Source organism: Xanthomonas campestris pv. asclepiadis (genome assembly GCF_020784175.1).
In the GTDB taxonomy this organism is placed as follows: domain Bacteria; phylum Pseudomonadota; class Gammaproteobacteria; order Xanthomonadales; family Xanthomonadaceae; genus Xanthomonas; species Xanthomonas campestris_D.
In genome coordinates this window covers 42,384-65,361 of record NZ_JAJGQM010000029.1, presented here as the reverse complement: position 1 = coordinate 65,361, position 22,978 = coordinate 42,384, and the positions used below count along the sequence as shown (strand labels likewise).

Sequence of the window (22,978 nt, the reverse complement as noted above, 5' to 3'; positions counted from 1 at the left end):
TCTTCATGGAACCTCCTCGGGAAAGGGGACGAGAAAATTCCACTTCTGGCGTCAGCTAATGGGCGGGGGGATTACCCCGGCATCTGTGCCGGTTGATCTGTTGCCAGCTTCCGCTCACCGCCTGCGGTGGGATATGGGCGATGTGCTGCGCAGGCTCGACGCAAGCACAGCTATTGAGCAGGCGAGAGACCATCCCGCGCATCCGCTGAGTCGCCAGCTCGGTGTGTTGCCGCACACCTCGCGCCGCCGGTTCGCACGCAGGGCCGTGGCGTTGCAGCAGCGCGTCGCCGCATCCACCAACCACCACCCGGAGGCGCCATGACCCGCCGCCGCCCACCCACGGCATCTGCCAGCGCACGGCCCACCCGCACGCGTACGCGCCCCACGCCGCCCAAGCGGGTGCAGTGGGTTGTTGTGGAACCCGACCGCACCAAGCTGCCACCGATGCTGCCGCCCGACCCGGACGCCTTCCCACAAGGCCCCGGCACGCTACGCGCACCCCGCCGCGCCCGCCGCCCGCGCCAATGCACCGTCAGCTACACCCATTACCCAGGCGCCCACGACCACGCCGGCGACCAGCACGTGCCCCACGTCCGCCTCAGCGGCCTATGGCTGGAACAACTGGGCTTTGCCATTGGCACCAAGCTACGCATCACCGCGAGCGAAGGGCAGCTATTGATGGAGGTGTTGCCGCCGGTGGAGGTGCCGGCCAACGCGCGTAGCGTGCGGCGATGATGCTGCGGCTGCCAGCCCCCTTGCGATTGACCTCGGTGCCCGATGCCACTAGCGTCGCAGCCACACCAGCGCACAACGGACGCTTCATGATCGCGCGCCCCCTCTACGCCTTGCTCGCCACCCTCGCTCTGGGCGCATGCGCCCACACGGCGGCCACCCCAGCCCCGGCAACCGTCACGGAGACATCTGCCATGCGTTCCTCATCCGAATCCGCAGTCACTCCCACTGGCAACGAACCCAGCGGGCCGATACGAACGGCAGAAGATGCGCTCACCCGCATGCTTGCGTTGATTCAAGCTGTTGACGGACTGGACGATCTGACACCCGACTACCTGCAGTCCAAAATGGGGGTTCCGGTGACGCGTGCGGCAGCTGATCCCAAGCGTTATGGCGCCAGTGCTCCGCTTACCAGTGAGTGGGGCTACAGCTTTGGCATGGACCAGACGCCTACTGCGGGGCGTTGGTTCGAGTTCACCTTTGTTCCAGCGCAAGCGGGTGCTTCCCCGTCCATGACGGAGATCTGCGGGATCGATTTCGATACGTTTACCAAGAAACTGGAAAACATCGGGTTTGTACGTCAACGCAACATGGTGGAAGACGGGCGATGGATGAGTGACTTCTTCAGCCGCCCAGGCATCCGCGTGGAGGTGTTTCCACGAGGTGAGGCCGATGCACCGCAGGAGCGGGTGGAGCACCACTGCGTTGAATGGATCTACATCCGTTAACCCAAGGAACGGTCATGCCTTTGAGTCCACAGGCGCAAGCCATTGTTGATGACTTCGGCCGCCAGCCCGGTGTTACCCCGGAATATGTCACCAATTTGCAGGGTGTGCTTGCCGCATCGCCCGTTCTGCTTGACCAATTCAATGATGCGGTTGCCAAGCAGCGCGTACTCAGTTTAAAGCCTCTGAATGATCCGAATGCAGGCGGAACGTTCACGCCAGGCGAGCATTCCATCCGGCTACCGCTGTCCAGGCTTTCCAATGGGCCTGGCGGAAAGTTGCTTGATTCCGGTGACATGACGTTTGTGCTGGGGCATGAACTACAGCACGCCATGTACAGCCCAACTGCAGCTGCTTCCCGTAAGGCGTTCGAAACCGCGGCGGTGCAGATAGCCAAGACCACGCACGATTATTCGGACGCAGCGGAGAAGGTTTTATCAAGCAACCGTGTAGATGAAGCAAGCGCAGAAATTGCAGGCTGGAATGCAACCGTCAGCAGGGTAAAGCAAGCAAAGCCGGATGCCTCCCTGGAAGATATCTTTCGGGAAGCACCCGGTCGTATGCACGACTTCATTGATCGAACTGGCGGAATGCCGCAATTCAATTACGCGCTCAAGTCCAACCTTACCTTGAACGCAGATATGACGATGCCCGTCACTCCTGCCAACGTCGAGGCGATGGGGGCAAACTTCTTCGACAAGGATGCCAAGAGCACTCGCATTGGCTATACGGGTCAGTCCGACTACGCCAACCACTACGGCCCGTGGGTGGTTGGAACGGCTGCCATCTACGAGCGCCACTACAACAAGCCAAAGCCAGGAGACCCGGAACAGCCGATGATCCTGGACATGCAGCGCTTGGGATTGAAGGAAGAAGTACTGGAGCGCAACGGCATCGACCTGGGCAGCGATACGCGTCCCATGCCTTACCTCGACAGCAGCACGCAGCCACCGACGCCCGGCCTGTTCCAGCACAGCAAGAATACGCACCTGCACGTCTCGCCCATCACTGCACGCGAGTTGGAACAGGAGCTCCGGGAGCGCGATCCCCAGCTGCCAGGCTCATCAGCTCAGCTTTTTCCGTCAGACCCCGCGCACGTGGATCACTCGCTTTACCAGCAGATCAGGGATGGGGTGCAAAAGCTCGATGCCCAGCATGGCAGGGAGTGGGATGCATCAAGCCAGCGCATGACGGCCAGCCTATTGGCGCTGGCAAAAGAGGAAGGGCTGTCGCGGGTGGACCATGTGGTGCTCAACAACCCAACCCCTCAGCTGGCCGGTGGCGAGAAGGTCTTCGTCGTCCAGGGCGCCCTCAACGACCCGGCACACCAGCGTGCACATATGTCGACGGTGGATGCCGTGCAGGCGCCAGAGAGCCAGTCGTTCGATCGCCTGCAGGCAATCAACCAGACCCAGGCCCAGGCACGCGAACAGCAGCAGGCGCTGGAGCAGTCCCAGCAAGCCGTCACCCAGGCCGGTCCGTCGATGACGCGCTGAGTGTTTCGCAACGAGATAACGGGGTCCAAATAACGGTTCCAGGTTCACTTCCACGGCAGCCTGGCCGTCGCCAAACCATCGCGCCCATGCCTGCGCGCGTAGCGGCATAGATCGGCAGCGATGCTGGTAGTGACACGACAACGGCCGCAGTACGCGGCCGTTGTCGTTAGATCAGGCAACCAGGATCGTCTTCCCGATTCCCGATTCTCCCAATCCCGAATCCCGAATCCCGAAGAATCAATGATCGCTGGAGCGCAAGCCATCCACATCCAGAATCAGCGCCATGCGGCCATCGCCGATCAGGGTGGCGCCGGCATAGCCGGGCAGGCCGCGCAGGGCGCGCGGCAGCGGTTTGATCACCACTTCCTCGCGGCCGCGCACCTGGTCCACCACCAGGCCGAAGCGGGTTTCGCCGGCCTGCAGCAGCACTACCGTCAATAGCGGCGGCTGTTCGGCGGGCACGCCCAGCCAGCGGCGTAGGTCGATCAGCGGCAGGGTGTGCGAGCGGCGGTCCAGCACTGCGCGGCCGTCGAACCAGCCCAGCGAGGTCTGCGGTGCGTGCAGTACTTCGACCACGCGCGCCAGCGGCAAGGCATAGACCGCTTCGCCGGCCTGCACCAGCAGGGTCGGCAGGATCGCCAGGGTCAGCGGCACGCGGATCATGAAGCGGCTGCCGCGGCCCAGTTCGGACTGGATCTGGATCTGCCCGCTGAGTTCGCGGATGCGCGATTGCACCACGTCCATGCCCACGCCGCGGCCGGAGATGTCGGTGACCTCGGCCTTGGTCGAAAAGCCCGGCATGAAGATCAGATGCAGGCACTCGTCGGTGCTCAGGCGGGCGGCGGCTTCGGCATCGATCAGGCCCTTATTGCGGGCGATCTCGCGCAGGCGTTCCGGGTCGATGCCGGCGCCGTCGTCCTGGATCTCGATGCTGACGTAGTCGCCTTCCTGCTGCGCGGACAGGCGCACATGGCCGCTGCGCGGCTTGCCGGTGGCTTCGCGCAGGGCCGGCGATTCGATGCCGTGGTCGATCGCGTTGCGCACCAGGTGCACCAGCGGGTCGGCCAGGGCCTCGACCAGGTTGCGATCGAGCTCGGTTTCGGCGCCGATCAGTTCCAGTTCCACTTCCTTGGACAGCGTGCGCGCGACATCGCGGGCCACCTTGGGGAAGCGCGCGAACACCTTGCTCACCGGTTGCATGCGGGTGCGCATCACCGCGGTCTGCAGGCGCGCGGTGGCGATGTCCAGCGTGCTGACCGCGCGGTCGAGTTCTTCGTCGCGCAGGCGGGTACGCAGGGTCTTGAGGCGATTGCGCGACAGCACCAGTTCGCCGATCAGGTTGACGATGGCATCCAGGCGCTTGGTGTCCACACGCACGGTCTGCTCGGCGTCGGCTCCCTTGGCCGCCGCCTTGGGCGCGGCCTTGGCGCCGGGCGCAGCGGCGCCATGCCCGTCATCGGGTGCGGGCGCTGCGGCGGCGGCCTTGGGCGCGGCCTTGACTGCCGGCGGGCCGCTCTTGGCATCGAACTGCGCAATCAGCGAGGCCGGTGCATGCGGCACGGCTTCGCCCGAGCCCATTGCATCCAGCATGGCCTGCAGGTAATCCAGCGACTGCTGCGCGGCATCGAAGTGATGCGCCTGCAACACCGCCTGGCCGGAGCGCGCCATGCCCAGGGTTTCCTCGGCGGCGTGGCAGAGCTCGACCATGGGCTTGATCGCCAGAAAGCCGGCGCCGCCCTTGAGCGTGTGGAAGCCGCGGAACACCGCATTGAGCTGGTCGGCTTCGTCCGGTGCCTGTTCCAGCGACACCAGCTGTTCGCCGAGGCGATCCAGGATTTCCTGGGCCTCGACGATGAAATCGGCAGCAATATCGTCTGGAACAGCACTCATGGTTACAGCCCCAATCCGGACAGCAGGTCATCGGCGTCGTCCTGCGACACCGCGTGACGGTCCAGGCCCTTGACTGCAGGACCGGCAAGACCGCCGTCGTCTTTCTTCGGCTCGGGGTTCTTTGGCGGCAAGCCGAGCGCACCGAAGCCCTCGTGCACGCGCCGCACGATCCCGGCCACGCGACGGATGATCTGCCCGCTCAGGTCCTGGTAGCTCTGCGCCAGCGACAGCTCAGTCAGGTTGTGGCGCATCTTGTCCATCAGCGCGCCCTGGTCCTGATTGAGCCCACCGTCGCGTAGCTGGTTGGCCAGCTCGCGGCATTCCTCGACCAGATCCAGCGTGCGATGGCTGGCCTTCTCGGTCATCTCCACCACGTGGTCCAGGCGCGAACACGCATCGTCCAGCTCGCCGGCTTCCTCGGGCACGGTGGGCAACTCGCCCAGCGCCTGGCCGAGTTCGCGCGCAAGCCGGCTCAGGCCCTGCATCATCGGGCGCGTGCGCAGGGCGGCGAGGTGGTCGACCTCGCGCTTCCATGCGGCTTCGTCACCGCTTTCCAGTGCATCGAGCGCGCCCTGCAGGCGGTCGATCAACGCGGCGCGTTCGGCATTGGTGTCCACGGTGGCGTTCATCAGGCGGTCGCCGCCAGACGTTCGAACACCTTGCCCAGCTTTTCTTCCAGCGTCTGCGCGGTGAACGGCTTGATGATGTAGCCGTTCACGCCGCACTGGGCCGCTTCGATGATCTGCTCGCGCTTGGCTTCGGCGGTCACCATCATCACTGGCAGGTGCTTGAGCTTGGCGTCGGCGCGGATGTTGCGCAGCAGGTCGATGCCGGTCATGCCGGGCATGTTCCAGTCGGTGACCACGAAATCGAACGGGCCGGCCCGCAACGCAGCCAATGCGCTGTTGCCGTCTTCGGCCTCTGCGGTATTGGTGAAGCCAAGATCGCCCAACAGATTCTTGACGATGCGCCGCATCGTCGAGAAGTCGTCCACGATCAAAATCCGCATGTTCTTGTTCACATCAAGCTCCTAACACTAAAAAATACGCGAAAAAATCATTCGTCAATTTCGACACCGGCATCGGCCAGTTCGAAGACCTTGAGGCGGCCGCGCAGACGCACCACCGCCTGGCCATGGATCTGGCACACGCGCGATTCGCTGACACCGAGCACGGCGCCGATTTCTTTCAGGTTCAATTCCTGTTCGTAGTACAGCGACAGCACCAGCTGCTCGCGCTCGGGCAACTGGCCGATGGCCTTGCCCAGCTCGCGGCCGAATTCGCCGCGTTCCATCATCTGCTGCGGATTGGGGCCACCCTTGGCGGTGGTGTCCAGCTCGCCGTGATCCTCGATCCGCGACTCCAGGCTCAGCACCTGGCCGCGGGCGGCATCTTCCATCAGACGCAGGTAGTCGGGCAGCGGCATCTCCATCGCGGCGGCCACCTCGGTGGCGGCGGCGGCGCGGCCGGTGTGCTGCTCGATCTTGCGCACGGCCGCGGCGGCATCGCGTGCGCGCCGGTGCACCGAGCGCGGCACCCAGTCGCCACGCCGGATCTCGTCGATCATCGAGCCGCGGATGCGGATCGATGCGTAGGTTTCGAACGAGGCGCCCTGTTCGGAGTCGTAACTGCGCGAGGCTTCGATCAGGCCGATCATGCCGGCCTGGATCAGGTCGTCCACTTCCACGCTCGCCGGCAGGCGCGCGGCCAGATGGTGGGCGATGCGGCGCACCAAGTCGGCGTGCTGGGTGACGATGTCATTGGCGTTGTTGCGCTGCACGGCACGGTACTGCGCGGTGGCCGTGGTTGCGGTAGCGGTGCTCATGCGGCCACTCCCCGTTGGATGATGCGTTCGACGAAGAATTCGACGTTGCCGCGGGACACGGTCGGGGCCTGCCAGCGCGAGGTACGGCGAGCGATTTCTGCAATGGCCTGCGCCGACGGACTGGCGGGGTAGGCCTTGATGACCGGTTGCTGGCGCTGTACCGACAGGCGCAACCAGTCGTCCTGCGGCACGTGGCCGAGGTAGTTCAGCGACACGTCGCCGAGGAATTTTTCGCAGACCCGCGACAGCTTGTCGTACAGCAGGCGGCCTTCGTTGGGGTCGCGCACCATGTTGGCGATGATCTGCAGGCGGTCCACGCCGCGTTCGCGCGAGAGCACCTTGATCAGCGCGTAGGCGTCGGTGATCGAGGCCGGCTCGTCGCAGACCACCACCACGGTGTCCTGGGCGGCCTGGCAGAAGGTCAGCACGCTGTCGGTGATGCCGGCGGCGGTGTCGATGACCATCACGTCCAGGTCGCGTTCCAGCTCGGAGAACACGTTGACCAGGCCGATGTGCTGGGCCGGAGCCAGTTCTGCCATGTGGCGGCGACCGGACGCGGCCGGGACCACCAGCACGCCGCCGGGACCTTCGATGATCACCTCGTCCAGCGTGCAGCGGCCGGCGATCAGGTCGGCCAGGGTGTACTTGGGCGACAGGCCCAGCACCACGTCCAGGTTGGCCAGGCCCAGGTCGGCGTCCAGCAGCAGGGTGCGCTTGCCCATGTCGGCCAGCGCCACGGCCAGGTTGGCGGAAATGTTGGTTTTGCCCACGCCGCCCTTGCCACCGGTCACGGCAATGGTGCGCACCGGGCCCAAAGGCTCGGGACGGGTCGCCGACAGGGGGAAGGCGTTGGTCAGCTTGGCGTATTCACGCGACTGCATGGTTGTGCTCCGGAGTACAGGGCTTATCGGCAGCGCGCCGCAAATCTTCAAGGCGAAGAACGAGACTGGCGGCATTGGCGCGGTGCAGGTCGTCGGGGACCCGCTGTCCGTCAGTCACCCAGGTGATGGGCATTTGGTGATCGACGACGACCGACAGCGCACTACCGAAGCGGCCGGTCTCGTCAAGTTTGGTCAGCACCACGCCCTGGGGCTTGGCATGGGCGAAGCGGCGCACGACCTCGTCGAGGTCGGAAAAGTGCGCGTTGGCAGGCAGCACCAGCAGCGAGGTGACCTGGTGCGCGGCGCGCAGCCAGTTCAGCTGGGCGGCCAGGGCGCGGTCGCGCTGGCCCATGCCGGCGGTGTCGATCAGCACCAGCTTGTAGTCGCGCAGGCGCTCGAGCAGTTCCAGCAGGCTCTCGGCGCTGTCGGCCTCGTGCACGGCGATGCCGAGCTGACGGCCGTAGCTGTGCAGCTGCTCGCGGCCGCCGACGCGCTGGGTGTCGGTGGTGACCAGGGCCACGTCGCGCGGGGCGTGCTGGGCGGCGAAGCGCTGGGCGAGCTTGGCAATGGTGGTGGTCTTGCCGGCACCGGTCGGGCCGACCAGGGCGATCACGCCGCCGCGTTCCAGCGGGTCGACCGGGGCCACCGGCAGGCGCTTGGACAGCAGGCCCAGCATCAGCCCGCGGCCGCGGTGCAATTCGGTATCGGCCGGGATCTGCAGCGCCACATCGCGGATCAGGCCGGCGTCGAAGCCATAGTCGTCCATCAGCTCCAGGGCCTGCGCACGCACCGGTGAGCCACGCAGGCGCTCGTCGGTGAGGCGGTTCATTTCGCGCTCGATCATCTGCCGCATCAGCGCCAGCTCGCCACGCAACTGCTTGAGTTCTTCGTCGTTCTGCGGCGCCGGGGCGGCGACGACCGGCACAGCGGCCAGCGCCGGCGGGGCGGCCACCAGCGGCGGCAACGCGGCCGGCGGCAGGATCTGCGGCAGCGCGTCCAGGTCGAAGTCGGCGTCGTCGGCCAGCGCGTCTTCGTCCTGGTCGTAGCCGGCCTGCACGGGGGCCGCGGAGGCGGCCATGATCGGCGTCGGCGCCTGCACCGGGGCGGCCTGCACGGCGGCGCGCTGCACCGGGGCGGTGGTCAGGAAGTCGGCGAACAGTTGTTCCGGCACCGCCGACAACGCGTGTTCCTGGCGCGGCGCGGCGGACACCGCAACGGCGCGGGCCAGGGCCTGGGCGGCGGGCGAGGGGACGGCGGCGGTACGCACCGGCGCGGCGACCGGAGCCTGGCGCGGCACGTTGACCGGCTGGCGCAGCGCCATCGCGGCGATCATGTCTTCGGCGGCGCTGGCAACACGCTGGCGCTGGCTCGCACCGGCATCTGCGGCCGGCGTGAGCGGTGCGTGGACCGGCGCGGCCGCGGCTCGCGGGGCCGGGGCCTGCTGGGCAGGTGCCGACGGGATCGGCGCGGCGGCAACCGCCGGCGTCTCGGAGCGTGCGGTTTCCAGGGCGCGCTGGACGAGTTCTTCGTCGTAGTTGCTGGCAGCGACGATCTCGATGCCTTCGGCGGTGCGGCGATTGGACAGGATCACTGCGTCCGGGCCGTGTTCTTCACGCACCATGCGGAATGCGGTGCGCATGTCCGGGGCAACGAAGCGTTTGATTTTCATGCCAAGTGCCTCCAGGAACGGGACCCGCCGGACGCCGGACGGGTGCGCGATGAATGTGGGTGCGTTGCCAGCGTCATGAGGTGCCTGTCCCGTTCGGTTGTTCCAAGTGCTGCTCTCGCCCCGCAGCGGTGACGCTGGCTGCGGTCTCGCCAGAGCTAATGCACGCGGCGTGCCAAAACGCGGTGCCAGGGTTCCGGCGCGGGACCCTGGCCGGTCGGGGCGGGGCGGCGGCTGTGCGTCTGGTCCGGATTGGGAGGTTCAAGTCAATGGATTGATTGACTTTTCTCCGGGCCGGCACGGCGTTGGCATTGCCCGTGCGGGCGGATGCACCGGCGGTGCGGGCGCCGGGATTGCTGTGCCCGGAACGCCTCGAAACGGCCGGCGGCGTGCAATCGATTGGATGGCCGGACCGGTGGCGGCTTTCCGACGCCGGGTGTGGCGGTCGGTCTGAACGCGTTGCCGGTTGGCGTGGTGGAGGCACAACGGCCTGACGATTTCGTAGGAGCGCACCCGGGCGCGACGGGCTGTCCCGGTAACGCCGGTCGCGCCCAGGTGCGCTCCTACAGGGGTGTTCTGGTTTGCGGCGTGCCGTCGGATACCCCGGCGCGTCGTAGGAGCGCACCTGGGCGCGATGGGGCTGTCCTGGGAAAGCCTTTCGCGCCCGGGTGCGCTCCTACGCCTTAGCTGATCGTGCCGACCAGCTTCAGGCGCTTGTCTTCGGGCACTTCGCTGTAAGCCAGTACCGACAGGCTCGGGACGCTATGGCGGACCAGGCGGGCCAGTGCGGCGCGGACCTGGCCGGGCACCAGCACCACCGCCGGTTCGTTGCGGGCTTCCTGCTTGCCGACGCAGTCGGCCAGGCTCTGGTGCAGGCGCTCGGCCAGGCCGGGTTCCAGCGCCACGCCGTTGCCGTGGGTGGATTCCTGCAGCACGCGCTCCAGCTGCGGGGCCAGCGTATAGACCGGCAGCTCGGCCGACATGCCGGCGATTTCCTGCACGATGAAGCGGCCAAGCGAGGTGCGTACCGCGGCGGTGAGGGTGGTCGGGTCCTGGCTGTGCGGGGCGTGTTCGACCAGCGCTTCGACGATCTTGCGCAGCTGGCGCACCGGGATGCGCTCGATCAGCAGGTTCTGCAGCACGCGCACCACCACCGACAGCGGCAGCGCCTTCGGGGTGAGGTCTTCCACCATCTTCGGCGCGGTCTTGGCCAGGGTCGCCAGCAACTGCTGCACTTCCTCGTGGCCGAGCAGTTCCGGGGCGTGTTCGCGGATCAGGTGCGACAGATGGGTGGCGACCACGGTGGCCGGGTCGACCACGGTGTAGCCCATCGATTCGGCATAGGCGCGTTGGTGCGGCTGGATCCAGCTGGCATCCAGTCCGAACGCCGGGTCCTTGCCGGGAATACCGTCGAGCTGGCCGAGCGCACCGCCCGGGTCCAGCGCCAGTTCGCGGTCGGGATAGATTTCCGCGGTGGCCACCGGCACCCCGTGCACCAGCAGCCGATACGCGTTGGCCGACAGTTCCAGGTTGTCGCGGATATGCACCGGCGGCACCAGGAAGCCGATGTCCTGGGTGAGCTTGCGGCGCACGCCCTTGATGCGCGCCATCAGTTCGCCGCCCTGGTTCTTGTCCACCAGCGGAATCAGCCGGTAGCCCACTTCCAGGCCCAGCGGGTCGATCGGGCGCAGCTCGTCCCAGCTCAGCTCCGAGCTCGCCTGGGCGGCGGTGGCCGCAGCGGCGGCCTTGGGGTCGGTGGCGGGGTCGCCGGTCGGCGAGATGACCAGGCTGCGCTTGTACATTTTCCAGGCGATCACGCCCAGGATCAGGCCCAGCGTCAAAAACGCGACGTTGGGCATGCCCGGCACCAGGCCGACCAGGCCCAGGATGGCCGCGGCCACCGCGAGGGCGCGGTGCTGGCCGAACACCTGGCTGATCATGGCGCCGCGCATGTCCTGCGCGCGCGAGGCACGGGTCACCAGCAAGGCGACCGAGGACGACACCAGCAGGGCCGGCAGCTGCGCCACCAGGCCGTCGCCGATCGACAGCAAAGTGTAGGTGGAGGCGGCATCCACAAAGCTCATGCCGTGCTGGAACATGCCCACCGCCATGCCGCCGATGAGGTTGATGAACAGGATCAGGATGGCAGCGATGGCGTCGCCGCGGATGAACTTGTTGGCACCATCCATTGCACCGTAGAAGTCGGCTTCCTCGCGGACTTCCTCGCGGCGGGCCTTGGCTTCCTCGCGCGTCAGCAAACCGGCGTTGAGGTCGGCGTCGATGGCCATCTGCTTGCCGGGCATGGCGTCCAGGATGAAGCGCGCGGTCACTTCCGACACGCGCCCGGCACCCTTGGTGATGACCACGAAGTTGATGATGGTCAGGATCGCGAACACCACGATGCCCACGGCGTAGTTGCCGCCGATGACGAACTGGCCGAACGCCTCGATGACCTTGCCGGCCGCGGCATGGCCGTCCTGGCCGTTGATCAGGATCACGCGGCTGGAGGCGACGTTGAGCGCCAGGCGCAGCATCGTGGTCATCAACAGCACGATCGGGAAAATGGTGAATTCCAGCGGGCGCTGCACATACACCACCGCCAGCAGCACCATCAGCGAGATGGCGATGTTGAAGGTGAACAGGGCATCCAGCACCGGTGCGGCCAGCGGCACCATCAGCATGGCCAGCATGGCCATCAGGGCCAGCGGCGCGCCCAGGCCGTTGCGCAGCAACTCCATAATGCGCCGGGCATTCGTCGGGGCGGGTTGGGCGCTCATGCGCTGGCTCCCTTGCCGAACTCATCCACGTCCAGCGACGGCAATTCCGGCATCGGGCCGCCGTTCCAGCCACGCAGCTGGTAGACGTAGGAGAGCACCTGGGCCACGACCGAATAGAGTCTCACGGGAATTTCCTTGCCAATTTGTGCTTCCCTATACAAGGCGCGTGCCAAAGGCGGGGCGGTGACGATCGCCACCCGGTGCTGTTCGCAGGCTTCGCGGATGCGGAAGGCCATTTCGTCCACGCCCTTGGCCACCACGATCGGGGCGCGCATCTTGCCGCCTTCGTACTTGAGCGCCACCGCGTAGTGGGTCGGATTCATCAGCACCACGTCGGCCTTGGGCACCGCTTCCATCATCTGGCGCTGCGACATCTGCATCTGCATCTGGCGGATGCGGCCCTTGACCTCCGGGCTGCCCTCGCTTTCCTTCATCTCGCGCTTGATCTCTTCGCGGGTCATCTTGAGCTTCCGCAGCCAGTTCCACTTCTGGTACGGCGCGTCGATGGCGGCCAGCAGCACCAAGGCGCCGGCGGTGTAGAACAGCAGGCTCTTGGTGAAGTCCAGGCCGTTGCCCACCGCCTGTTCCAGCGGCTGGTTCACCAGCGAGCGCAGGCCGTGCAGGCCCTTGGAGATGCACAGGCTGGCGGCCAGGCCGACGAACAGCAGCCGCAGCACCGACTTGACCAGCTCGGCCAGGCTGTTGCTGCCCCACATGCGCTTGATCCCGTTGGCCGGGTTGAGCTTGTTGAGGTCGGGCATGATCGCCTTGCCCGAAAACCGCAGCCCGCTCATCAGCAACGGGCCGGCCAGGCCGGCGGCCAGGCAGATGCCGATCAACGGCAGCATCACCCACAGCAGCTGCAGCAGCAGGTCGCCGAAATGGCCGAACAGCGCCATCGGGTTTTCACGCATCTTCGGGTCCGGGCTAAGCGCGGTCTTCATCCAGACGCTGGCGCCATCGCCGATGCCGCGGGCCAGGGCCATCAGCGCGAACACGCCGGCGCCGAACACCGCGGCGGTGGACAACTCGCGCGATTGCGGGATGTTGCCCTGCTCGCGGGCTTCGCGCAGGCGTTTTTCGGTGGGAAGCTCTGTGCGTTCGCCGCCGTCTTCGGACTCGGACATGGAGGTGCCGGTGACTGGTCAGCCCTGCCTCATGCAAGTGGCGTTCCAGTTTGTGGGCTGGGAATCGGGAATCGGGATTGGGGAATCGGAAGAGCAGCGGCCGGGAGTGGAGCCGCTGGCGGGGTGTTGTGGTTGGTGGTGAGCAAGCGCACGCCGGGCTTTGTGGATGGCGCTGCCGTCGCGATAGATCGCCCCGCCTGCGCGCCTGCGACGGCTGTTGCAGTTGGAAGGCGCGCAGGTCGCCGCGTGCGCGGGGGAGGGCCGCAGGCAGGAAATGGGGGGCGGCGGACCAAGTGCAGGCTGGTGCTTGGCTTGGTTGACGGGTCAGAGATTGATGGCAGATGCCGGGGCGGCGGTCGTTTTGACGCCTTTCGCTTAACCGGTCGGGCGAGTTGCGCCGTCGCGTTGGGCGACCACCACCGCGATGAAGTGCTCGGCGTCCATCGGCCGGCCCAGCAGATAGCCCTGCAGCTGGTCGCAGCCCAGCCGTTCCAGGGTGTTGCGCTGGGCGGTGGTCTCCACGCCCTCGGCCACCACCTGCAGGCGCATGGTGTGGGCCAGCGCCACCACCGCGGCGACGATGGCGATGTCTTCCGGGCCGTTGTCCAGGGCCTGCACGAAGCTGCGGTCGATCTTGAGTTCGTGCGCGGGGAGCTTGCGCAGGTACATCAGGTTGGAATAGCCGGTGCCGAAGTCGTCGATGGCGATGCGCACGCCCAGCGTGTTGAGCTGGCCGAGCGTGCGCAGGCAGGCCTCGGCGTCGCGCATGGCCATGCTTTCGGTGATTTCCAGGGTGAGCTGGGCCGGTGGGATCGCGTAATCGGCCAGGGTGGTGGCCACCTCGTCCAGCAGGCTGGGCGAGGCCAGTTGCGTGGCCGACAGGTTGACCGCCACGTGCCAGTCGCCGTGTCCGGCCTCGCGCCAGTCGCGCATCTGCCGACAGGCCTGCTGCAGGACCCAGCTGCCGAGCGGGCCGATCATGCCGCTGCGCTCGGCCAGCGGGATGAAGCTGTCCGGCGGCACTAGGCCGCGCTCGGGGTGCTGCCAGCGGATCAATGCCTCGGCGCCGACCGGGCGGCCATCGTCGGCGCAGTACTTGGGCTGGTAATGCAGCACGAACTGGCCCAGTTCCAGCGCACGTGGCAGATCCTGCAGCAGCTGCAGGCGCTCGCGGGTGGTGCCGGTCATGGAGTGCTCGAAAAAGCTGTAACGGTTGCGGCCGGCCTGCTTGGCGTGACGCATCGCCGCATCGGCGTGTGTCATCAACTGATGCTCGCTGCCGGCATCCTCCGGATACAGCGCAATGCCGACGCTGCTGCTGAGGCGCAACTCCAGGTCGGCCACCAGGAACGGCACTGCCAGCGCCTGCAGCAGATGCGCGGCGATCGCGGCGGCATCCTCGGGGTCGGCAATGGCCGACACCAGCACGAACTCGTCGGCACCCAGCCGCGCCAGGCTGCCGTGGGCGCTCCGGTGTGCTCGCATGCGCTCGGCCACCGCCACCAGCAACTGGTCGCCGAACGGGTGACCGTAGCCATCGTTGATCGCCTTGAATCCATCCAGGTTGATCAGCATCACCGCAAAGCGTTGTCCGTCGCGCTGGGCGCGGTCGATGCCTTGCAGCACGTGCTCGTGCAGCAGCACGCGGTTGGGCAGGCGGGTCAGCGGGTCGTGCAGGGCGGCCAGCACCAGCTCGGCATTGGCCTGCGCCAACGACGCAGACAGCACGTCGGTGCGTTGCTGGAACCGCCGCGACAGCACCGAGATCACCAGCGCCAGCGCCAACAGGGCCAGCGTGACCAGCACCACCACGGCCGCCAGCCAGGGCAGGGGCAGATGCGCACCGGTGGCCGCGTCGCAAATGCTGCCGGGCGCGAACCGCGCGGCGGCCATGCCGGTGTAGTGCATGCCCACGATCGCCACGCCCATGATCATCGCCGCGATCAGCCGCAGGCTGTAGCGGCGGCCGCCGTGGCGCAGCCGGAAGGCGGTCCACAACGCCGCCGCCGAGGCGCCGACGGCGATGGCGATGGACAGCCCGAACAGCAGCGGGTCGTAGCTGATGGTCGGGGACATGCGCAGCGCGCCCATGCCCATGTAGTGCATCAGCGCAATGCCCAGCCCCATCAGCACCGCACCCAGGCCCAGCCGCGGCCATGGCAGATCCGCACGCGAGGTCAGCCACAGCGCCAAGGCCGAGGCCAGAATCGCCGCCAGCATCGACCAGGTCGTCAGCGCCAGGTCGTAGCCCAGCGGAATCGGCAGGCGAAACGCCAGCATGCCGACGAAGTGCATCGACCAGATGCCGATGCCCATCGCCACCGCGCCGCCCATCAGCCAGGCCACGGCATCGCCGCCACGACTGGCAGTCACGCGGGCGGCCAGATGCAGCGCGGTGTAGGAGGCCAGCACGGCCACCACCAGCGACAGCATCACCATGCCAGGGTTATAGGTTCCGACCACCCATCCACTTCCAGCGCCGAAGGACGCACTTGCTCAAGCACGTAGCGACCTCGGGTGCCAGTTCTTGAGCGCCTGCGGGCAGCCAGCGGCGATCCAAATCGCATGCGCTGATCGACCTGGCGCGGGCGGCAGGCGATGCGGTGATGTGGCGCGTCAGCCATGCACTTTCTGCGCAAGGTGACGATGCTGCCGCACCTGTGATCGGCAGGCGGGTCGGCGTCACTGCACGCGTGGATGCCGTGTATCGGAAGCAGGATCCGTACGTGGGTGTCGAGCCGACCTACGCCCGAGCGGCAGCGCGCATGCTCATGCCACCGACGATTCGGGCTCTTCCGGTTCGATGCGATTGCGGCCATGCCGCTTGGCGCGGTAGAGCGCTTCGTCGGCACGCGCCAGCAGCGTGGCGGCGTTGTCGCCGCTCCGGAACCAGGCCACGCCGACCGAACAGGTCACCTGCAGCGGCCGGGCGGTGCCGACCTCGTACGGTGCCAGGCTGAGCTTTTCGTGGATGGCGCGCAGCCGGTGCTGGCTGTGCCGCGACATGCCCGGCAGCAACAGCAGCAATTCCTCGCCACCATAACGGCCGACCTTGTCCGAGTCGCGCAGGCAGGCGGTCAGGCGCGCACCGACCTTGGCCAGCACCGCATCGCCGACCAGATGCCCGTGTTGGTCGTTGACCAGCTTGAAGTGGTCCAGATCGATCAGCACCACCGCCAGCGGATGCCCGCCGTGCGCACAGGCCTGCAGTTCTTCGGCCATGGCTTCCAGTATGCCGGAGCGGTTGAGCAGGCCGGTCAGGGCATCGTGACTGGCCTTCAGGGCCAGCGCGGCGCGCGCGCTTTCCAGATCACGTTTTTCGTGTTCCAGCTGGTAGGTGCGCTCGGCCACCAGTTCGGCCAGCATGCGTTCGCGCGCGACCAGATGGCGGTGCCGCCAGCGCCACAGGCCGGCCAGCAATGCGCTGCCGATCAGCACATACAACACGATCGCCGGTGGACTGCGCCACCACAGCGGCGCCACCGCAAACGGCAGGTCGGCGATCGGCGAGGCGGTGCGGCGGTAGCGGTCCAGCACCTGCACCTGCAGGCGGAAATGCCCGGAGGGCAGCGGCGGTTGGTCGATCGACAGATCGTCGCTCTGGATCCATTCGTCATGCAGACCGAGCAGGCGGTAACGCACCGTCAGGCGGCTCGGGTCGTCGTACACCTCCATCGTGGACAGCTCGATATGCAGCGGCTTGTCGCTCCAGCCCAGCAATTGGCCGCGCTGCACCGGCACGCCGCCACGGCTGACGCTGTCGATGCGTACGCTGGGCTGGCGCGCGTCGAACAGCCGCGCCGGATCCAGCAGATGACTCACGCCGCGCGCGGTGCCGATCCATACCGACCCATCCGGATCCTCGGCGAAGGCGGCTTCGGAGACGTCATCCCACAGCAAGCCCTGCGACTGCGACAGATGCGCCCAACGCTCCCCGTCGTAGACCTCCACGCCACGCGCGTGGCCCACCCAGACCCGGCCGAGGCTGTCGCCGCGCATCAGGTAGACGCCGACATCGCGCAGCGCTTCGTCGCTGATCGCCTGCAGGTCCAGCCGGTCGCCCAGCAGCATGCCGTGCCAGAGACCGGGCCGATAGAACGCCAGCCACACCTCGCCGCCGTCGCTGATGTGGAACTTGCTGATCCACGGGTCGGACGCGCCGCCATTGACCAGCACCCTGACCTTGGACCAGCGCGCGCCCTGCAGGCGGAACAGGCCGTTGGCGGTGGACACCCACAGCGTGCCGTTGGCGGTCTGCTGGATGTCGGTGTAGGCAATCGTGGGCATGCCGGTAACCGCTTCCATCGTGCCGCCTTCCAGCGGGCGCTGGATCACGAACAGCCCGCCCGCACTGAGCATCCACATCCGCCCCTGCCGGTCGATCAGCAGGCGGCGCGCGGTGCGTGGCAGCTTGGCGACCTGGGTACTGCGGCCATCCGGCCAGGTGCGGCGCAAAAAGCCGGCCGAATTGAGCGTCCACAGGCTGCCGTCGGCACTGCGTTGCATGCCCACGATCTCGATCCCGGAGGCCTGCAAGGCCGGAACGAACCGCCCGCCCGGATCGGCCTGGCGGTCGGTGCCGTGTTCGTTGCCGACCAGTAGTGCCCCCTGCGCGTCGCGGGCGATCGACCAGGTGGGGGCGGCCGGCATGCCTTGCGAGGCGTCCCAGTTCTCGATCCATTCGTAGCCGGCCCAGCGCACCAGGCCTTCGCCATCGACGGTCATCCAGACATCGCCATCGCGGTCCACCAGGATCGCATCGCTGCTGCCGGGCGGCAGCCCGTTGTCGGCACCGAAACTGCGCCAGCGGCCGTTTTCCCAGCGTGCCAGCCCGTCGTTGCGACGCACCAGCACGCGCCCTTCGCGGTCCAGCACCAACGGCGCCTGTCGCCCGATGGTGCTGCCATCGAGCAATGGCAGCGGCCGCACACTGAATTTGCTTGCGCCCGGCGCGCGATAGAGCAGGTTGCCGGTGCCACGCACCCACAGTGCGCCGTCGTGATCGCGCAACACGCTGTACCAGCGATCTTCCGGCACGCCCTGGTCCGGCCCGTAGACCTGCACCTTGCGCTGCGCATCGATGGCGCACAGCCGCTTGGCGCAGCCGGCCCACAAGGTGTCGCCTTCCACCGACAGGCTCAGCACCTTGGACAGTTCGGGCACGCGCACCCGGGTGGCGGTGTCCAGCAGCGGCTCGCTATGCCAGTGGCCGTTGCCGCGTGCGCTCAACCGTTCCAGCGTGCCGCCATTGGCCAGCACCGTTCCCCAGGAGGGACTGGCCAGCAGCATGTCTTCCTGCAGATGTTCGGCCTCATCGGGAGCCAGTTTGCGAAAGCCGTGCTCGTCGCCGACAAACAGGGCCTGGAAGCCGGCCACCCACAGCCGCCCGTCGGCGGCTTCGCTCATCGAGGTGATCGGTTCGTTGCGCAGGCCATCGAGCATGACCTGCTGGAAGCTGCGCCCGTTGTAGCGATACAGGCCGCTTTCGGTGCACACCCATAGCAGCGTGGCGCGGGTCTGCAGCAGGCAGGTGCCGGCGAGCCCGAGCAGGCCCTGGTCGTGGGCATAGCGACGAATGCTCGCGCTCTGCGCGCCTGCCGAATCGGCCAGCGACAGCACAGCCAGCAGCAGCACCGCAAAGAACGGTGCACGCCGGCCTGACGACCTGCATTGGCGGTACTGAAACCCCACGGGCGTTGCACTCTCCCACGCATCGGCATGTGTGGTCCGCGCCCCTCGCGCGGGTGTCTCACGCTTGCCATGGGCGGCCCCCATCGCAGGCCGCAGTAAACCGACTAGCGGCTGTTCACGTGTGTTTCTTTAATGCGTGAGCAGGCATGACGGCGCGAGTGCGCAGCGGGCACAGTCATTACCAGGGGCCTGTTGTTCCCGAGCCGCACACTGTGGCTGCAGGCGCGATCACGCCGATTGCTTGATGCCGGCTTCAAAACAGCGGCGCGCTGCTCGCGCCCAGGCATCTGCCTGGCAGCGGATCAGCCTGCGTCGAAATGCAGGTTCAGCCGCTGGCTGCGGCGTCGTAGGCCACCTGGTCGTAATCGATGCGGTTGCGTCCACTGCGCTTTGCCCGATAGAGCGCGGCGTCGGCGCGCGCCAGCAGTTGTTCCAGGGTTTCGCCCGGCTGCAACCAGGCCACGCCCACCGAACAGGTCACCGGCAAGACGCCGCCATCGATGGGGTAGTCGCCGCAGATGCCGCGATGCAATGCCTGCAGGCGATGGATGGCCTCGGCACTGAGCCCCGGCAGCAGCGCCAGCAACTCCTCGCCACCGTAGCGACCGATGCGGTCGTCGCCGCGCACCAACGTATCCAGGCGCCGGCCGACCTCGGCCAGCACCGCATCCCCGGCCAGATGGCCATGCAGGTCGTTGACCAGCTTGAAGTGGTCCAGGTCGATCAGCACCACCGCCAGCATGCCGCGCAGCGCGTGCAGGATGCCGGCGCGATTGAGCAGCCCGGTCAGTTCGTCGTGGGTGGCCTTGAGCGCGAGTTCGGCGCGCGCCGCTTCCAGCTCGCGCTTGTCCTGTTCCAGCTCGGCAGTGCGCTCGGCCACCAGTTGTTCCAGCTCGCGTTTGCGGCGCAGCAGCTTGCGTGTGCGCCAGCGCAGCAACGCAATCACCGCCGCAATGCCCAGCAGCACGTAGCCGGCCACTGCGGGGGCGCCGCGCCACCACGGTGGGCGCAGCACGAAAGGCAGCCGCGTGACCGGGCTGGCGCTGCGCTGGTAGGCATCCAGCGCCTGCACTTCCAGCGTGTAGGTGCCGGGTGGCAACAGGGGATAGGTGAGGTGACTGAGCGAGGTCGTGGTCCAGCGCGCCTGGTGGCCCTCCACCCGGTAGCGGAAGCTGATGCGGTCCGGGCCACCTTCGGCACCGGGTGCGCTGATGTCGACATCCAGCGGCACCTGCGACCAATCGACCTGCGCCCCCGGGGTGATCGTCTGGCTGCCACGCCGCACGCGCAGGATGTCCACCCGCAATGGCGGTGCGGCGAACACGCGCAACGGGTCGATCAGATGGGTGACACCGCGGCTGCTGCCGAGCCAGATGCTGCCATCCACATCCTCGAAGAATGCATTGGCCGACATGTCGTCCCACAGCAGGCCCTCGGTGCGCGTGGCCCGCGACCAATGGCCGTTTTCCAGCATGTCCAGGCCCTGGCTGCTGCCCAGCCACAGCCGTCCCTTGCGGTCGTGGCGCAGGATGAACGGCATCACCCGCGCTACCAGCGGGTCGTCGACCGCGCGCAGCGCCAGCACGCCATCGGCCTGCAGGCGGCCATGCCACAGCCCGGTGTCGCGCAGCGAGATCCACAGCTCGCCATCGGGAGCAAAATCGATCAGGAAGAAATCCTGGCTGGGCAGCGCGCCACGCACCTGCACGCGTTGCCAGGCGCCGTCTGCCTGCCGCTTGTACAGCCCCTCGCGGGTGCTGGCCCAGAGCCGGCCCCGGGGATCGAGATCGACATCGCCCACGAACGCGGCCGGCACGCCCGGATCGCGGGTGGCCTGACACGGCGCCCCCGGCGGCATGCGATACAGGCCGCGCGGTGTGGTGATCCACAAGGTGCCGGTGGCGTCGAACAGCAGCTTGTTGATCGGCAGGCCCAGCTGCAACACGTCGAGGGTCCTGCCGCTGCGCGGATCGCGCCGCGCCAGCGCGCCGGACGAGCGCGCCACCCAGGCCGCGCCGTCTGTCGGCGAGAGCGCCAGGGAGATCGACTGCAGCAGCGGCTGGCCGTCGTCCAGCGTCCAGGGCTGCATGCGCCCGCTGCGCGGATCCAGCACGTTGGAGCCGGCATCGCTGCCAACCAGCAGTTCCCCGCTGGGCAGGCGCTGGATCATCCAGGTCGGCGCCTCTGCCAGCCCCTGGCTTTCGTCCCAGTGCTCGATGTTGCCGTAGCCCAGCCAGCGCTGTACGCCCAGGCCACGGGTGCCGATCCACAGCTGGCCGGTGCTCTGCATCATCAGCGGGCCGACCATCGGGCTGATCGGCTGCCCCTGGTTGTGGCCGAAATAGCGCCAGTGATCGCCTTCCCAGCGCACCAGGCCGCGATCGGAACGTGTCAGCAGGCGGCCCTGTGCATCTTCGGACAGGGTAGTGGCCGCCGAGAGCGTGTCGAAGCTGGTACCTGCCGGCGGCGCATGACTGCGGAATACACGCTCGCCAGCCGCGCGCGACAGCACCAGGCCACCGCCGCGCAGCCACAGGGTGTGCTGGTGGTCGCGAAAGATCGCCCGCCACTGCCGCTCCGGCACACCGTCGGCTTCGCCGAGCATCTCGGCGCGCCCGTTCTGGTCGATCCGGCAGACGTGCTGTCCGCAGCTGGTCCATAGCGCCGTGCCATCGGCAAGTAATGCCTTGCCGGCCGGCAAGCTGGTGCCATCGGCCAGCTGCAACGGCAGTGGGCGCACCGACCAGCCGCCCGCGCGGTCCGGCGACAGGCGCAGCAAGGCGTTCTCGCTCACCACTACCATGCCGTCGGCGTAGGCGGCCAGCACGTTGCCGCTGTCGGCGCGGATCGGTTTGCCGTCGCGCAGGAGCTGCACGAATGTACCGCCGTCGCGGACGAACACGCCGTTGGCACTGGCCACCCAGAGCCGTCCTGCCGCATCCAGTGCCAGTGCGCGGATATAGCGCGCATCCAGGCCGCTTTCCTGGCCAACCGGTATTAAGCTCTCGCGCTCAAAGCGGTGCAGGGCCAGCTCGGTGCCCACCCAGACCACGCCCTGGCGATCTTCGAGCAGGCTGTTGACGGTCATGCCCTGCAGGCCGTCGGCCTGGGCGTAGTCGCGGAAGCTGTAGGTCTGCGCCTGGGCGTGCCCGCACACCACCAGCCCGGCAATCCAACAGCAGGCCCAGGCCCACCAGTGGCCGCCTCGTGACGCAATCGGAGCGAACAGCGCAGACACGTTGGGCATCGGTTCCCGCGAGCGTTGGCGTGGGGTAAGTGATGGCGATTGGCGGTATCAATCGTCCTCTGGCGTTGACGGCTGGCCGAGGAAAAACTTGAGGTAGTTCACAGTTACGGATGTGCCCGCTAGGCAGTCAATTCCCTGGCGGCGTCGAAGGCGGTATCGAACATGCGTTGCACGGGCGGTGCGAATTCGCTGGCAAAGCTGGACAGCAGAAACAGCCCCAGCAACACCGTCAGCGGCAGGCCCAGCTGCATCGGATTCAACGCCGGCGCGGCCTTGGCCAATGCACCGAAGGCCAGGTTGACCGCCAGCATCGCCACCATCATCGGCAATGCCAGGGTGAGCCCGCCGCGCAGGATCTGCAGGAACAGGGTCGGCGCCACTTCGGCAAATGCGGCGGCGTCGGGGATGGCGGTGCCGATCGGCAAGGCCTTGTAGCTGTCCACCAATAACGCGATCACCGCCAGGTGTCCGTTGGCTGCGAAGAACAGCAAGCCGAATCCCAGGTAGAACCACTGCGCGATCACCCCGGAGGTCACCCCGCGCAGCGGGTCGGACATCTGCGCGAACGACAGGCCGGTGGACTGCGATACCAGCTCGCCGGCCATCGCGCCGGCCTCGAAGATCAGCTTGAGCATGAAGCCCATGCTGGCACCCACCGCCAGCTCACGGGCGACGCTGAGCACTGCCTGCGCGGTGAATCCATCCCAGTCCGGCACCGGCGGCAGCAGCGGCGCCAGCACCATCGACAAGGTGCCGGCCAGCATCACCCGCACCCGTCCCGGTACCGCGCGCGTGCCGATCAACGGCATTGCGGTCAGCAAGGCGCCGGTGCGCAGCATGGTCCACATGATCGCCCCGACCATCGCGAACGCGCGCTGGCCGTCGATCACCATCTGGGTGGCAGCATCCATCCGGCCGGGTC

At 67.4% G+C, this 22,978-nt stretch carries 15 protein-coding genes and 1 pseudogene; 4 read left to right on the top strand and 12 right to left on the bottom strand.

All coding sequences use genetic code 11. The annotated features are described in order from the left end of the window. The 4 genes and pseudogenes from LL972_RS13865 to LL972_RS13850 all read left to right on the top strand — a co-directional run. Positions 1–322: pseudogene (locus tag LL972_RS13865) on the top strand (hypothetical protein); the annotation flags it as partial. After that, a complete protein-coding gene (locus LL972_RS13860; RefSeq protein ID WP_228328077.1) occupies positions 319–735 on the top strand; it encodes a SymE family type I addiction module toxin in 417 nt (138 codons plus the stop codon). The pseudogene LL972_RS13865 and the gene LL972_RS13860, both read left to right, overlap by 4 nt. Positions 736–821: 86 nt before the next feature. Beyond that, positions 822–1,460, top strand: a complete 639-nt coding sequence (locus LL972_RS13855) for a hypothetical protein (protein ID WP_228328076.1) — start codon at positions 822–824, stop codon at positions 1,458–1,460. Positions 1,461–1,474: 14 nt separating this feature from the next. Next, positions 1,475–2,953, top strand: coding sequence for an XVIPCD domain-containing protein (locus LL972_RS13850; RefSeq protein ID WP_228328075.1), 1,479 nt, complete (start codon positions 1,475–1,477; stop codon positions 2,951–2,953). Between the two features lie 237 nt (positions 2,954–3,190). Here LL972_RS13850 and LL972_RS13845 read toward each other — a convergent pair whose 3' ends face one another. The 12 genes from LL972_RS13845 to fliR form a co-directional block, all read right to left on the bottom strand. After that, positions 3,191–4,843: a chemotaxis protein CheA gene (locus LL972_RS13845; RefSeq protein WP_228328074.1), complete on the bottom strand. Its 1,653-nt coding sequence runs from the start codon at positions 4,841–4,843 to the stop codon at positions 3,191–3,193. Positions 4,844–4,845: 2 nt separating this feature from the next. Next, positions 4,846–5,472 (bottom strand): protein phosphatase CheZ, encoded by a 627-nt coding sequence (locus LL972_RS13840; protein WP_104585132.1) that lies wholly within the window; start codon positions 5,470–5,472, stop codon positions 4,846–4,848. Continuing rightward, a complete protein-coding gene (cheY, locus tag LL972_RS13835; protein ID WP_002813536.1) occupies positions 5,472–5,864 on the bottom strand; it encodes a chemotaxis response regulator CheY in 393 nt (130 codons plus the stop codon). Before cheY ends, LL972_RS13840 begins: the two co-directional genes overlap by 1 nt. A gap of 35 nt (positions 5,865–5,899) precedes the next feature. After that, positions 5,900–6,667: an RNA polymerase sigma factor FliA gene (locus tag LL972_RS13830; RefSeq protein WP_047125417.1), complete on the bottom strand. Its 768-nt coding sequence runs from the start codon at positions 6,665–6,667 to the stop codon at positions 5,900–5,902. After that, positions 6,664–7,548 (bottom strand): MinD/ParA family protein, encoded by an 885-nt coding sequence (locus LL972_RS13825; RefSeq protein WP_047125416.1) that lies wholly within the window; start codon positions 7,546–7,548, stop codon positions 6,664–6,666. The genes LL972_RS13830 and LL972_RS13825 overlap by 4 nt, the downstream gene beginning before the upstream one ends. Continuing rightward, positions 7,535–9,217, bottom strand: a complete 1,683-nt coding sequence (gene flhF / locus LL972_RS13820; protein WP_228328073.1) for a flagellar biosynthesis protein FlhF — start codon at positions 9,215–9,217, stop codon at positions 7,535–7,537. The genes LL972_RS13825 and flhF overlap by 14 nt, the downstream gene beginning before the upstream one ends. A gap of 680 nt (positions 9,218–9,897) precedes the next feature. Further along, positions 9,898–11,991, bottom strand: a complete 2,094-nt coding sequence (gene flhA, locus LL972_RS13815; RefSeq protein ID WP_228328072.1) for a flagellar biosynthesis protein FlhA — start codon at positions 11,989–11,991, stop codon at positions 9,898–9,900. After that, positions 11,988–13,118: a flagellar biosynthesis protein FlhB gene (gene flhB / locus LL972_RS13810; protein ID WP_228328071.1), complete on the bottom strand. Its 1,131-nt coding sequence runs from the start codon at positions 13,116–13,118 to the stop codon at positions 11,988–11,990. Before flhB ends, flhA begins: the two co-directional genes overlap by 4 nt. Positions 13,119–13,493: 375 nt before the next feature. Beyond that, positions 13,494–15,581, bottom strand: coding sequence for a putative bifunctional diguanylate cyclase/phosphodiesterase (locus LL972_RS13805; RefSeq protein ID WP_228328070.1), 2,088 nt, complete (start codon positions 15,579–15,581; stop codon positions 13,494–13,496). 306 nt (positions 15,582–15,887) lie between these two features. Next, on the bottom strand, positions 15,888–18,809 hold the full coding sequence (locus LL972_RS13800) for a diguanylate cyclase domain-containing protein (protein WP_228328069.1): 2,922 nt from the start codon (positions 18,807–18,809) through the stop codon (positions 15,888–15,890). A gap of 325 nt (positions 18,810–19,134) precedes the next feature. Then, positions 19,135–22,056 (bottom strand): diguanylate cyclase, encoded by a 2,922-nt coding sequence (locus tag LL972_RS13795; RefSeq protein WP_228328068.1) that lies wholly within the window; start codon positions 22,054–22,056, stop codon positions 19,135–19,137. 119 nt (positions 22,057–22,175) lie between these two features. Beyond that, on the bottom strand, positions 22,176–22,967 hold the full coding sequence (gene fliR, locus LL972_RS13790) for a flagellar biosynthetic protein FliR (RefSeq protein WP_053051291.1): 792 nt from the start codon (positions 22,965–22,967) through the stop codon (positions 22,176–22,178). Positions 22,968–22,978: the final 11 nt, after the last annotated feature.